We start from the raw sequence: 12,694 nt of genomic DNA on the forward strand, positions 1-12,694 counted from the left end.
ATCTGGTGTTCGGTGAATCGGGCTTTGCGCATGGTGATCTCCTCCGGGGACATAGTCAGTATGTCGGAAGATCTCTAAATGTGAATGGTCCGCTATATAGGGATGCTTACAGGTCAGCCTGTCGTTTAATCTCCAGCGCTTCGCCGGACGTCTGCTGCGCCTGTAGCAGTTCTCGCGCATCGTCCGGCCTGCTAAAGCGCTGCATCAGATGACGAACAATCACGGCCAGCTCGGTGCTGATTTTGTCCAACAACTGCGGGTCGCGCTCTTTTGCCGGTATCACTTCCGGGAACGTCAGGATTACCCGGCGGCGCGACACGCCGCCGCTGCGATCGCTGAAACGCATAGGATTGTTATTCACCGCCAGAATGACCGCCGGGATGTGCGTTGAATAGGCGTCACGGTATTTCGGATCGATTGCCACCGCATCGCCGCCGGTAATAGCTTTGATGCCTGCGCCGTCGCCGCTCCATTTTTCCTGGTCAGGCAGGATAATGAGCGAGAAACCCACCACGCTGGCGCGCTCGCGTGAGGATTCCAGCGTGTCGATGGTGGCGGACGTTGTGTTGTCTTTTCCAGCCAGCAGAGTGGCTATCGAGGCCATGACACTTTTACCGCTGCCGCCGGGGCCGGTAACTTCGAGAAACATCTGCCAGTCATAGCGGTTTGCCAGTACCATAAATAACGCCGCGAGAATGCGCTCCTGCTTGTCGTGATTATGCCCGGCGGCCCGCGTTAACCAGCGCCAGAAAGCCGGGGCGTGGTCTGCGAGATTTTCACCAGGACGTGGCGAGGTGTAGTCCACGCTGTTGACAGTGCGCAGCCAGTGCTCGCGGCGGTGCGGGCTGAAGGTGCCTGTTGTGGTGTCATACACGCCGTTAAGGAAGCCAATCAGGCGGCGGGACGTTTCACCCATCTGCGGCACCATCAGCTTGAGCGTATCCAGCACGCTGCCGATACCGGCGGCCGAGAACGGTGCGCGCACCTTCTGAAACAGCGCGGCGATTTCCCGGCGCAGTGTCTTCGCCTCCATCACCTGCCATGCGCCGTTCTCATAGCGGCAGATTTCCTCCCCGACCGGCGGCACGGCCAGCGCCTCCCCGTAATGGGCGACCAGCAGCTCGGCTTTCTGGCTGGCGCTCATGGCTTTCAGGTCGGCCTCGCTGACGGATTCAAACGGGCTGAGCGGCTGCGGCTGCGTGAAGTCGGTGAGCTGCGCCAGCGTGGCGATATCGCCCTGCGCCTGCCACACGTCGTTCCAGTCACCCGTAACCGGCGGCAGTGCGGTTTTCCCGCCGCAGACTTTCGCCGCTTCCTCTGCCTTTAACTGGCCGGTGCCGTTGTCGTCGCGGTCGGCGGCAATCAGCATCAGCGCGGTGGGGTGTGACTCACGCAGCCGCTTTGCAAGTGAAGGCAGGTTGTTGGCGCTCAGCGCCACGTAAACCGCCTGGCCGGTCAGCCGGTGCACGGTCAGGCCGGTGGCGTATCCTTCAGTGAGCCACAGCGTTTTTCCATCCGGCTCGCCTGCCAGCCAGTACGTGCCTTTCACCTGCCCGCCGGGCAGGGTGCGTTTGTCGCCTGTAGCGCTGATAAGCTGCACGTTTACGGCCGTGCCGTCTTCACCGGTCAGGGGAATGAGCACATCCCCGGCGGCAAAGCTGATACCACCACAGCGCAGCGCATCAGCAAGCGTGAGCGCCTGCGTACCGTGCAGCCCTTTCAATGAAAGGTAGGCGTTGTCCGTGCGGCTGATGGCGGCGGTGATAAGTGCCTGCGCCCGTGCGGCTGCGTCTGTTTGTACGCGCCTTTTGTCTGCGGTTTCATCAGGCATAACCGGGGCTGACTCCGGCAGCGAGCCAAGCATCCCGGCCACCTTTATGGCGGCCTCTTTAGCGCTGATACTGAGCGCCTTTTCCACCAGGTTAAGGCCATCACCGGCCCCGCACTGGTTACACAGCCAGGTTCCGCGCCCATCCTGATTGTCGAAGCGGAAACGGTCTTTACCGCCGCACGCAGGGCATGCACCGTGTCGCCCCCCGGCGTGCACGCTGATGCCGAGGGCGGGCAGAAGCTGCGGCCAGAATCCGGTGGCCGCCTTTACGGTATCAGAGACAATATGTTTCATATTCGCATCCTCACTCAGTGCAGCGTAGTGCGGCTGGCGGCCGCAAGCTGGCTGCGGAACAGCTCATCCATCATGGTGACGCCGAGCAGTGTCAGACGCGGCGGCGCGGTCAGCAAATCAGGCTCGACCATATCGCCCAGCATGGTGCAGGCCATCTCCATGCCCGCATCAGGGCCGTGACGGCGTACATAAAAGCTTTCCAGCTCAAGGGCGATGGTCATCTGAAGCTCATCGAGCGTGGCTGACACGGTAATGCCGAGGTTTTTGCAGGTATTCAGATAGCCCTGCGCCAGTGCGCGGCGGTAAACGGCGGTGCGTACCTCAACGGGCAGGCAGGAGTGATTAGCGGTCATCATGGCGGGCCTCCGTGGCTAACATGCGGGATTCACAGGTTTCAACAACTTTACCGAGCTGGTCGGTGAGCAGGGCGACGACCGAGGCAAGCGCCGCGCCGTCCGGCACGCAGCCGCGCGCGTTCAGGCAGTTCACCGAGTCGAACATATCAAGTACGGTCACGCCGACCGTATGCGCGTGCAGAAGGCGCAGATAGTCAGCGTGGGGAATAGGGTAGGTGTCATGGTTATTCAGGTGTTGAGAAAGGGTATTCATGCCGCCACCACCTTAACCGGCAGACGACCGGCAAAGGACAGGACGTAATCACGGGCGAGGCTGGCGCGGGCGCTGCGCTCATCGCCTGCTACAGTGCGCAGCATGCAGGGACGGGCGGCGGCATCAGTGCGGCGCACGGCGGCAAAAATAAAGGTGAATTCAGAATGAGCGGCAGTAAGGGCCGTTGTCATGAGGACAATCTCCATAGTTAGCTGGTTACAGCTACCACCGGAGTTTCCACGCTCACTGGTGGTAGCCCAGACGGGGGTGGAAATACCGGTAACTATGGGAACCGGCCAGCCCGAAGGCTGCCCCGCCTGAGCCACCATTACTCGGATATCACTGAGGTTTAGGAACCGCAGCGTAAATGAGAGGTGCGCAAAGGCACAGACACAAAAAAAGACGCAGGACGCGTCTGGTGTCGCCATAGTTTTACACGGGTTTCCACGCCCGGCTGCCGATTTTGCGGCAGCGCGAAAACTGTATAACGGCCGCTCGCCAGAGAAAAGCCTTTTCTCACACATCGGGGCGTTTTCCTCAGCAATCGGTCAGGACGTGATCGGATTGCGGCGGATTTGATCGGAATTCCCCGTTCTCTTTCTTCGCCCGCTGCCTGGCAGGCTTCGCTTTTTTACTCAGCACGTAAATATGGCCGTGCGTTCCGCTGGTAAAAGCCGGTGCCGTGACGGATTTGCCGCTGACCGCTGCCGTCAGACTTTCCGCGACAAAGGCGGCTTCTTCGCGGGTGAGCGGAAAGATTTTTGTGCCGACATACAGCGTAATCATGCTGTACCTCCGGCACGCTGTGCGATGCGGGCCTGCATCCAGCCGTCAATCTCTGACGCCAGCCAGGCGACGTTTTTACCGCCGAGGGAAATCTGTGAGGGGAACTGTTCCCGGCTGATTAAATCGTAAATGGTCGAACGTGACAGGCCGCAGGTGCTGATGACTTCCGGCAGGCGCATAAAGCGGTCGCGTGGGTAAACGGCATCACGGATTACGGGAATGGCAGGGGCTGGTACGGATGAAATTGCGTGCATGGTGTTACCTCATTATGAGTCCGGCCGGTGCTGTCCGGTTCCGGTAGTGTCTTCAGGTAACCCCCTATTTTGAGAATATTTTTTGCTGTGTAAACAACCCTGTTTTGGCTTGTGACCACTTAAGTTAGCCTGAAAAATAAGCAGTTTGTTTAATTTGGTGCAGTGTGATGCAGTGAAGTGCAGTCAGTAAAAGTTAAAGAGGTGCACAACTATCAAAATTGCATCATTAAAAGGAAATAACGTTGAATAACGCTCGCCAAAAAAAACTTATTACTGAGCGAATGTGAACACCGGTGAATACTCCGTGAATACTTATTTTTAAAGTCTTCACTGCCTTAACTACTGTATTTATTATCTTTTTTATCTCAGTGAATACCAGTGAACAGTTATATAAGAAATATAATTAGTTAAAGGGCTATGCCATACAGGTTATGCCCTTGTTTGTTCATCGACAGGCGGAAAGCAATGAAATGCGCTGTCCTGTGGTACACGACAGAATGGCCTCATCCTTTACAGACGATGAGAGACAACCATGACTATGCCTGAACAGAAACCTGCATCACTGGAACGCTTCGATAAAGCCCGCGCTGAACATACCGAAAGGATGAAAGCCTATAACGGCGTCTGCGCCGATATCGCCCGCTGTGAAAAAGAACAGCAGGCAGCCATCGAGGCAGGGAAAGAAGCCGAGAGCAACTGGCGCACGAGCTTTCGGAACCTGCGAGGCAATCTCACCGACGAGCTGCGCGCCGAACATTCTCAGCGCATCGCCAGCCGTGAACTGGCCGATGAGTTCGGCGGGCTGCTTAATGAGCTGGCGCTGGATAAGCAGGAGGCGATGCTGAAATGCTGCGGCAGTGGTAAAGAGTATGTTGAATCGCACCGGGACGCTTTTACCGGGTTCGCGGATGCGCACTGGCAGTCAGCCCTGCGTAACGTAAGTCCGTCGCTGCTGTGGGCCATTAAGCTGCGACTCCGTCGTGAAGAGCTTTCCCCGACATTTGCCGGAGACGACCGGGATAGTATTAAGGACGTGGCTTATCTGGTCGGTGAAGCGCTGACGCGGGCGGCGGCTGCTCTGCCAGACAGCAAACTAAATGAGGCTCCGCTGCTGGAGAATATTGGTCTGTATCGCCCGCCGCTTACGGGTATTGATATGGAGCTTTACCACCATCCTATGCGCCGCCAGAAGCTGGCTGAATCAATCCGGGCGCAGCGTGCAAAACTTCAGCAGGGCAGCCAGAAATGATGCACTGTCCCTACTGCAAAAGCGCGGCACATACCAAATCGAGCCGCTATATGTCAGAGCAGGTAAAAGAGCGTTATCACCAGTGCACTAACCTCGACTGCTCCTGCACTTTCAAGACAAATGAGAGCATCACAAAGGTGATCACCGCACCGCCACAGCCGGAAAACGTACCAGAAGCGCCACCCGAACCGGCCAGGGAACGGCAGACGCTGGGCCGTTATGGTTCTGCATTACGCCAGGTTCATTAATCCCGTACAGCCGCTGCCCGACCAGCGGTTTTTTTGTGTCTGTCGTTTGTCTTTCTGAAGCCCTTTTTCTGGCCAGCCGCTTTGTAAAGAGTGATGCATGCATAGCGTGCATGGATCTGCATGAAAAATTATGCATCGCTCTTCACCGTTCAGGCCATGCATGGCGCGGCTCTGAACGAACCATGCATCTGCATGAAAAGCGATGCATAAAGCGGGCAGGCGTGGCGGGGATAGCATTGCGCGCTGACCTCTTTGTGCAATTCCTGGACGTAAATAGCTTTCTTCCATGTTGAGCTAATTTTTATAGGTAAAAGTACCCCACCAACTCATCATCTCTTTACGCTGTTCGAGATAGGTAGAACGGTTGTACGCTCGCCTAACTTCGTTTTTATCAGTATGTGCAAGAGCTGACTCAATGACATCAGGATTAAAGCTAGCTTCGTTGAGCGCTGTACTCGCTATAGAACGCAGTCCATGAGCAACCAACTTGCCGCCATAGCCTATGCGCTTTAATGCGGCATTCGCAGTTTGGCTATTCATTGGTTGTTTGGGATCGTTACGGCTTGGAAAAACATATTGTCGGTTGCCGCTGAGAGGCCGCATAACTTCAAGAATATCGAGAGCTTGTTTTGATAAAGGAACGACATGTTCGCGCTTGGCCTTCATGCGTTCCGCTGGAATAACCCAAAGGTTTAAATCGAAGTCGATTTCTGCCCACTGTGTTCCAGAGGCTTCTGACGGCCGTACAAGGGTAAGTAGTTGCCACTCGATTAAACAGCGAGTGGTGATTGAGAGATTGGACATCGCCAATGAACGCATTAGCTTAGGCAGTTCTTCCGGTCGTAATGTTGGCATGTTCTGTTTTTTTGGCCTTTCGAAAGCCATACCAACGCCCGAAGCAGGATTCGCATCAATCAACCCCGTGTTAACCGCATAAATCATAATCTCGTTAATGCGCTGCACTAACCGGCGAACTGTCTCAAGCGCCCCGCGAGCTTTAATCGGCTCAAGTGCTTCAACGATCGTTCTGGCTTTGAGGATTTGAACAGGAATCTCACCTATAGTTGGGAATATGTCTTTCTCCAGCGATCGCCAAATATCCTTCGCGTAATCCTCAGTGACGCTTTTGCTTTTAATCAGGAACCACCGTCCAGCCACAACCGAAAAAATGCTATCCAGCTCGATTTGTCGTTGCTCAGAGACTTCCTCTTGCTGCTTCTGCGGGTCGATCCCTTGTGCAAGCAGCGTCAGATATTGGTCACGCATTTGGCGTGCGACAGCGAGCGTTAGTGCAGGGTAGGAGCCTAGGCTGAGATTTGTACGACTGCTGCTATTTGGCCGCTGGTAGCGAAAACGCCACAGCTTTTTACCTGATGCTTTAACGAGCAGGAAAAGTCCGTCGCCATCGTGCAGCGTGAAGTCTTTATCTTGAGGTTTAGCTTTGAGGATTTCGTTGTTGGTGAGGGGGCGTGTCATCCGCGCCATGACTGATTTCCATCCATAATTGGTACACGTTTTTGGCCCACATTATAACGTGTACCAATTCGTGTACCAATTATCTCTGGATTCAGGCGGATCGTCTCGGAAGATTACAGACACAAAAAAGCCCGCAGGGCTTGTGCCGTGCGGGCTTTCAGGACTTCTGCGGATGGCACTGGAACCATCTTTGAAGAATTTTGGTGGAGCTGGCGGGAGTTGAACCCGCGTCCGAAATTACTACACCGTCGGCACTACATGCTTAGTCAGTTTTTACATTCGCCGGTTAGCTGCGAACAGACACGCCACTAACAGACTAGCCTGATTGGATTTAACGCTTCAACCCCAGGCAAGGCATCCACGCGATCTCTTTTGGGTTTGACTTCTCTTGATCCCCGTCTTAAGAGCGGAAGCTAGGGAGAGAAGGCTAAGAGCAGGTTATTAAGCTGCTAAAGCGTAGTTTTCGTCGTTTGCGACTATTTTTTTGCGGCTTTTTACGAGGCAAACCGCCCCTCGGCATGCTCCTAAGGCTTCACAATCCCGTCGAGTCCAGAATCAGCCCCAGAACTTCAAATACTAGCAACAATACAAATCAAAATCCAGTGCTTAACGCTTTGAATTCTTCATAATACGTGCTTTGTCTAACTGCCATTCGCGGTCTTTGATATCATCACGCTTGTCGTGCTCTTTCTTACCACGTGCAACACCAATCTTCAATTTGCACCAGGCATTCTTCCAGTACAGCGACAGCGCCACGATGGTGTAACCTTCGCGGTTGACGCGGCCATAAAGGGAGTCGAGTTCACGTTGCTTTAGCAGCAGTTTACGACTGCGAGTCGGGTCACAGACTACATGACTGGAAGCAACGGCTAAGGGTTGAAAGGTTGAACCAAATAGAAAGGCTTCGCCATCGCGTAGCAGAATGTAGCTGTCGCTGATGTTGGCTTTACCGGCACGAAGTGACTTAACTTCCCATCCTTGTAACGACAATCCCGCTTCATACTCCTCTTCAATGAAGTATTCGTGGCGGGCGCGTTTGTTCATGGCAACAGTGGCAGAACCGGGTTTGTGTGCTTTTTTCTTTGTCATAGTGCGGCGTATTTTACATCACTTAGTCGGTTATCGCATCCCCAGTCCAGCGGGGCGGCAGGAAACGGGATATTCTAGCACACCCTCACTCGGGGGCATTTTTGTTTAATCGCTGAAAATGCTATTATTCAGCGGTTTCGTAATGAACAGGAACCATTATGGCTCAGATTAGTCGTTCGGCGCTGGTCCCGTTTAGTGCCGGGCAGATGTACCAACTTGTAAATGATGTGGATGCCTACCCGCAATTCCTGCCGGGTTGCACCGGAAGTCGTGTACTGGATGCGTCTGATAATCAGATGACGGCGTCCGTGGATGTGTCGAAAGCGGGCATCAGCAAAACATTTACTACCCGCAATACCCTGACTGATAATCAGAGCATCCACATGCAACTGGTTGATGGACCATTCCGCAAGCTGAACGGTGGCTGGAAGTTCGTCTCGCTGGGCGATGACGCCTGCAAGGTTGAACTAAGCCTGGAGTTCGAATTCACCAACATGCTGGTAGAGATGGCCTTTGGACGTATCTTCAAAGAGCTTGCCAACAGTATGGTTCAGGCCTTTACTCAGCGTGCCAAAGAGGTCTACCGTGCCTGATATCTCCGTCGAGGTGGTCTATGCCTTGCCTGAAAAGCAGTATCAGCTTTACGTGAACGTAGAGCAGGGCAGCACGGTAGAGCTGGCCATCCATAAGTCAGGGCTACTGGAACTGCGTCGGGAGATTGATCTCGCCAGCAATAAGGTCGGCATCTACAGTCGGCCAGTGAAGCTGGATGATGAGGTTAATGAGGGCGATCGTATTGAGATCTATCGTCCGCTGATTGCCGATCCTAAAGAGTTACGCAGGCAGCGCGCAGAGCGAGCGGCGGAAAGCAAAAAATAAGTCTTTATCCTGTCAGACTCATCGGATAACGGTCATAAAAAAGGCGCTGAGCGCGCCTTTTTGCTGTTCAATCAGTCGCTGGTCCTGGCCAGATTCTGCTTGTTATTGATGTTAGTCAGAACACCGTTGCCGTCAAAGGTTAGCGTCAGCGTCTGCTGCTTCACACGCTCATGACCTGGCTCCTGACGGAAAACGTAATACCAGACGTTGCTGCCAAACGGGTCTTTCATCATTGGCGTGCCGAGTGTGTAAGCGACCTGCTGCTGTGTCATACCGTTATGGATCTTGGCCACATCATTGGCCACCAGATAATTACCCTGGTTGATATCAGGACGATAGACCACGCGCTCTAAGGTGGAACATCCGGCGGTCATCATCAACATTACCACTGCCGCGGCAGTCAGCGTTTTACAGCGCATCTAAACATTCCTTTTCCGGGGCCAAACGCCTTTTACAGGCGGTTTTCTTGCCATCAAAATCTGAACTCTGCCTGCGGCAGGCTTTATTACTTTGGCGACATAAGTGCCGATGATAATAAACCTTTTCGCTGTTGGAAACCTCTACAGAGCAAGCATATGACCACGGCTGCTTAAAAAAGTGCGCTGCTATGCGGCTAAAAGTTCTTTTGCGTTAGCCAGGGTATTGCGTGTGACCTCGCTGCCGCCCAGTAGTCGTGCTAGTTCCTGCAGGCGTGCCCGCTTATCCAGCGGCTGCATATGGGTTTCAGTCATCGCACCATCAGTCTCTTTGCTGACATAAAAGTGCTGATGACCGCAGCCGGCAACCTGCGGCAGGTGGGTCACGCACATCACCTGGGTCGATTCACCCAGCTGACGCAGCAGTTTACCTACCACGGCGGCGGTCGGGCCGCTGATGCCGACATCCACTTCATCAAAAATCATCGCCGGCGTTTCCATTTTCTTCGCGGTGATCACCTGAATCGCCAGCGCAATACGTGAAAGCTCACCGCCCGAAGCGACCTTGCCCAGCGGCTGTAATGGCTGGCCTGGGTTAGTCGTCACCTGGAAATCAACGCGGCTCGCGCCGTCTGCCGTTAACTGATCCGGATTAAAGCTCAGCGCAATTTTAAACTGGCCATGTGGCATGGAAAGCAGATGCATACTCTGGGTAATCAGTTGTTGTAGTTCATCAGCAAAGTGGCTGCGCTGCTGATGCAGTTGCTCTGCGCTTTGCAGCGCTGCCTGATAGTGTTCACCCACCAGTGATTGCAGGCTCTCCTGATCGCTTTCATGTTGTGACAGCAATTCCGCTTCCGCCAGCAGTTGCTGATGCAGTTCAGGCAGACCTTCAGGCGTGACGTGATGCTTACGCGCTAAAGCAATCTGACGCGAAATTCGCTGTTCCAGTTCGAACAGGCGGTTAGGGTCAAGATCGAGGCTGTCGCAGTAGTGGCGCAGTTCATCGCTGGCTTCACTCAGCTGAATCGCTGCCTCTTCCAGCAGGTTATGAACGCCGTTCAGCTTCTCATCCAGCGAGGTCAGTTCAGAAATCATCTCACGCGCGGTGTAGAGCAGGCTGTTGAGATTGTTATCATCGCTGTCTGCTAACAGCTGCAGCGCCTGCTGGCTGGTCGACAGCAGCTGTCCGCTGTTGGCCAGACGCTTGTATTCTTCATCGATCTGCTCATATTCGCCTTGCTGCGGAGCGAAATCATTCAGCTCTTTAAGCTGATACTGCAACAGCTCACGCCGCGCCTCACGCTCCTGCGCCTGCTGCTGATGCAGCGCCAGGGTGCGGCAGCTCTGGTGCCACGTCTGATAGCTGGCGCGCATACGCTGCAGCAGATCGTCGTGACCGGTATAGGCATCCAGTAGATGTTTCTGATGGTCGGGTTTTAGCAGAAGCTGATGGGCATGCTGACCGTGGATCTGAATCAGCAACTGGCCGAGATCGCGAAGCTGGGAGAGCGGCACCGCCGTGCCATTGATAAAGCCGCGGGAACGTCCGTCAGCGCTGATGACCCGGCGCAGCAGACACTCGTTGCCATCATCCAGATGATTATCCATCAGCCAGCGCTGAGCTGAAGGGGAGGATTTGAGCTGGAAGCGGGCACAGAGGTCGGCCCGGCTGGCTCCCTGACGCACCATGTCGGCATCCGCACGACCGCCCAGACATAATCCCAGCGCATCAATCGCGATAGACTTACCGGCACCGGTCTCACCAGTGATTGCTGTCATGCCGCGTTGGAAATCAATGTCGAGCTCACGAACGATAGCGAAATTACTGATGGTTAGTTGGGCCAGCATAGGTTCACCTGTATGAATAAACACATATGGTTTTCCATACAGTATAAACTGGTTTTTTATCCAGTAAAGAGAGGAGGCCGATTTTCAGAACAATTTTTTTGACCATCCCAGCTTGGAACTCAGCGTATTGAAATAGCTGTAGTTTTTAGGGTGAATCAGGTTGAGATGGTGGGTGCTGCGTCGAATCAATACCTCTTCGCCTTCCTGAATCGGCAGTGCAATCTGACTGTCACAGCTGATTTCCAGGTCGCTGCGGCGTGATGAAAAGCGCAAACGGATGGTACTGCTGCTGTTGATCACCAGCGGCCGCGCTGAGAGCGTGTGCGGGAACATCGGCACCAGCACGATCGCTTCAAGTGAAGGCGTCAGAATCGGGCCACCCGCAGAGAGGGAATAAGCGGTAGAGCCGGTAGGTGTTGAGATAATCAGTCCATCTGAGCGCTGGGAAAAGGCGAACACTTCATCAATGTAAACTTCAAATTCGATCATGTGTGCAACTTTGCCGGGATGCAGCACGACTTCGTTGATGGCTGAGCCAATGCGTGGCGAGCAGTCAGATTTACACACCTGCGCATCCAGCAGAAAACGGCTCTCGACGAAATAGTTGCCCTGCAGCACCTCATCCAGCTGTTGCTGTGCATTGTCCGGGTCAAGGTCGGTGAGAAAACCGAGATTACCGCGGTTAATGCCAATCACTTTAATATCGTAGCGCGCCAGCACCCGCGCTGCGCCAAGCATATTGCCGTCACCACCCACCACGACCGCTAAATCGGCCTGCTGACCAATTTCCGCCAGCGTGCCGGTCTGCACGTCGTGAAGCGAGAGCTCCTGCGCAATCTGCTTCTCCACGATCACTTGATAACCTTTGGCTGTCAGCCAGCGCCAGAGCATCTCATGCGTGGTTAACGCGGTGGGATGGCGCGGATGACCCACAATACCAATGCAGTTAAAGTGTTTGTTCATCTGGTGGGTGTTCCTTATAAACCAAAACGGTAAGGCAATGTGATAGGTTCCCTTGAATCCGTCATACCAATCCCCATAATAAGCCAACCAGCGAAATGAATGTGCAAAACGCGGAGAAATTCATGAGTAGTAAAGAACAGAACACCCCAAATGAGCAAGTCTCAGACGAAATTCAGCAGGATCAACAGCAACCTCCGGAAGCGGAGACAGCGGCAGAGGTGGATCCGCGTGATGAGCGCATTGCTCAGCTCGAAGCTGAATTAGCGCAGTCGCAAACCGGTGTGCGCGATGCCCAGTTGCGTGCTCAGGCTGAAATTGAGAACATCCGTCGTCGTACCGAGATGGACGTTGAGAAGGCGCATAAATTTGCACTGGAGAAGTTTGCCAACGAACTGCTGCCGGTAATTGATAGCCTGGAACGTGCGCTGGAAGTGGCGAACAAAGAGGACCCACAGCTGGCATCCATGATTGAAGGGATTGAACTGACCCTGAAAGGCCTGCTGGGCGCTGTGCGTAAATTCGGTGTTGAAGTGGTCGGCGAAACGGGCGTGCCGTTTAACCCGGAAGTGCATCAGGCGATGTCGATGATGGAGTCTGAAGAGTTTGAGCCTAACCATGTCATGTTGGTGATGCAGCGTGGCTATACGCTAAATGGTCGCCTGCTGCGTCCGGCGATGGTTGCGGTTTCTAAAGTTAAAAGCTGATTCAACGCCTGAATCCCGTTACACGGCCGCGCTTAGACGCGGTCG

Annotated in this window: 17 protein-coding genes and 1 other RNA gene; 5 read left to right on the forward strand and 13 right to left on the reverse strand. The window is 54.1% G+C overall.

Annotated elements, in window-relative coordinates; translation table 11 throughout:
* Window positions 1-106: 106 nt before the first annotated feature.
* The 6 genes from WFO64_RS05080 to WFO64_RS05105 are packed head-to-tail and all read right to left on the reverse strand — an operon-like array spanning window position 107 to window position 3,774.
* Entirely contained in the window at window positions 107-2,125 is a 2,019-nt protein-coding gene (locus WFO64_RS05080; RefSeq protein WP_337009550.1) for a primase-helicase zinc-binding domain-containing protein, read from the reverse strand.
* A 14-nt stretch (window positions 2,126-2,139) separates the two neighbouring features.
* Complete coding sequence (locus tag WFO64_RS05085) at window positions 2,140-2,481, reverse strand: DUF5375 family protein (RefSeq protein WP_337009552.1); 342 nt, start codon at window positions 2,479-2,481, stop codon at window positions 2,140-2,142.
* Entirely contained in the window at window positions 2,468-2,734 is a 267-nt protein-coding gene (locus WFO64_RS05090; RefSeq protein WP_278497509.1) for a hypothetical protein, read from the reverse strand. The genes WFO64_RS05085 and WFO64_RS05090 overlap by 14 nt, the downstream gene beginning before the upstream one ends.
* Window positions 2,731-3,258 (reverse strand): host cell division inhibitor Icd-like protein, encoded by a 528-nt coding sequence (locus WFO64_RS05095; protein ID WP_337009555.1) that lies wholly within the window; start codon window positions 3,256-3,258, stop codon window positions 2,731-2,733. Before WFO64_RS05095 ends, WFO64_RS05090 begins: the two co-directional genes overlap by 4 nt.
* A gap of 13 nt (window positions 3,259-3,271) precedes the next feature.
* The gene (locus tag WFO64_RS05100) at window positions 3,272-3,520 is read right to left on the reverse strand and encodes a hypothetical protein (protein WP_337009557.1); all 249 of its coding nucleotides are present in this window, start codon (window positions 3,518-3,520) and stop codon (window positions 3,272-3,274) included.
* Window positions 3,517-3,774, reverse strand: a complete 258-nt coding sequence (locus WFO64_RS05105; RefSeq protein ID WP_337009559.1) for a helix-turn-helix transcriptional regulator — start codon at window positions 3,772-3,774, stop codon at window positions 3,517-3,519. Before WFO64_RS05105 ends, WFO64_RS05100 begins: the two co-directional genes overlap by 4 nt.
* Before the next feature lie 532 nt (window positions 3,775-4,306).
* Here WFO64_RS05105 and WFO64_RS05110 point away from each other — a divergent pair.
* The gene (locus tag WFO64_RS05110; protein ID WP_337009561.1) at window positions 4,307-5,023 is read left to right on the forward strand and encodes a hypothetical protein; all 717 of its coding nucleotides are present in this window, start codon (window positions 4,307-4,309) and stop codon (window positions 5,021-5,023) included.
* Complete coding sequence (locus WFO64_RS05115) at window positions 5,020-5,271, forward strand: ogr/Delta-like zinc finger family protein (RefSeq protein WP_337009563.1); 252 nt, start codon at window positions 5,020-5,022, stop codon at window positions 5,269-5,271. The genes WFO64_RS05110 and WFO64_RS05115 overlap by 4 nt, the downstream gene beginning before the upstream one ends.
* Here WFO64_RS05115 and WFO64_RS05120 read toward each other — a convergent pair.
* From WFO64_RS05120 to smpB, 4 genes are all read right to left on the reverse strand, one after another.
* Window positions 5,254-5,559, reverse strand: a complete 306-nt coding sequence (locus tag WFO64_RS05120) for a hypothetical protein (RefSeq protein WP_337009565.1) — start codon at window positions 5,557-5,559, stop codon at window positions 5,254-5,256. The genes WFO64_RS05115 and WFO64_RS05120 overlap by 18 nt on opposite strands.
* A gap of 6 nt (window positions 5,560-5,565) precedes the next feature.
* Window positions 5,566-6,756: an integrase domain-containing protein gene (locus WFO64_RS05125; protein WP_337009567.1), complete on the reverse strand. Its 1,191-nt coding sequence runs from the start codon at window positions 6,754-6,756 to the stop codon at window positions 5,566-5,568.
* 192 nt (window positions 6,757-6,948) lie between these two features.
* Window positions 6,949-7,310, reverse strand: a transfer-messenger RNA (tmRNA) gene (ssrA, locus tag WFO64_RS05130).
* Between the two features lie 43 nt (window positions 7,311-7,353).
* Complete coding sequence (gene smpB, locus WFO64_RS05135; RefSeq protein ID WP_010257694.1) at window positions 7,354-7,836, reverse strand: SsrA-binding protein SmpB; 483 nt, start codon at window positions 7,834-7,836, stop codon at window positions 7,354-7,356.
* Between the two features lie 158 nt (window positions 7,837-7,994).
* Between smpB and WFO64_RS05140 the strand changes: the two genes are divergently transcribed.
* Window positions 7,995-8,429, forward strand: a complete 435-nt coding sequence (locus WFO64_RS05140) for a type II toxin-antitoxin system RatA family toxin (RefSeq protein ID WP_337009569.1) — start codon at window positions 7,995-7,997, stop codon at window positions 8,427-8,429.
* Window positions 8,422-8,715, forward strand: coding sequence for an RnfH family protein (locus WFO64_RS05145; protein WP_337009571.1), 294 nt, complete (start codon window positions 8,422-8,424; stop codon window positions 8,713-8,715). The genes WFO64_RS05140 and WFO64_RS05145 overlap by 8 nt, the downstream gene beginning before the upstream one ends.
* A 71-nt stretch (window positions 8,716-8,786) precedes the next feature.
* Here WFO64_RS05145 and bamE read toward each other — a convergent pair whose 3' ends face one another.
* The 3 genes from bamE to nadK all read right to left on the reverse strand — a co-directional run bounded on the left by bamE (window position 8,787) and on the right by nadK (window position 11,945).
* Window positions 8,787-9,134 carry an outer membrane protein assembly factor BamE gene (gene bamE / locus WFO64_RS05150; RefSeq protein WP_337009573.1) on the reverse strand — a complete coding sequence of 116 codons (348 nt, stop codon included), beginning with the start codon at window positions 9,132-9,134 and terminating at the stop codon, window positions 8,787-8,789.
* A gap of 186 nt (window positions 9,135-9,320) precedes the next feature.
* Entirely contained in the window at window positions 9,321-10,982 is a 1,662-nt protein-coding gene (recN, locus tag WFO64_RS05155) for a DNA repair protein RecN (protein WP_337009575.1), read from the reverse strand.
* An 84-nt stretch (window positions 10,983-11,066) separates the two neighbouring features.
* The gene (nadK, locus tag WFO64_RS05160) at window positions 11,067-11,945 is read right to left on the reverse strand and encodes an NAD(+) kinase (protein ID WP_337009576.1); all 879 of its coding nucleotides are present in this window, start codon (window positions 11,943-11,945) and stop codon (window positions 11,067-11,069) included.
* A 122-nt stretch (window positions 11,946-12,067) separates the two neighbouring features.
* Between nadK and grpE the strand changes: the two genes are divergently transcribed.
* Entirely contained in the window at window positions 12,068-12,649 is a 582-nt protein-coding gene (grpE, locus tag WFO64_RS05165; protein WP_337009578.1) for a nucleotide exchange factor GrpE, read from the forward strand.
* Window positions 12,650-12,694: the final 45 nt, after the last annotated feature.

Origin of the sequence: Pantoea sp. AS142, assembly GCF_037152305.1 — a bacterium.
GTDB lineage: Bacteria > Pseudomonadota > Gammaproteobacteria > Enterobacterales > Enterobacteriaceae > Pantoea.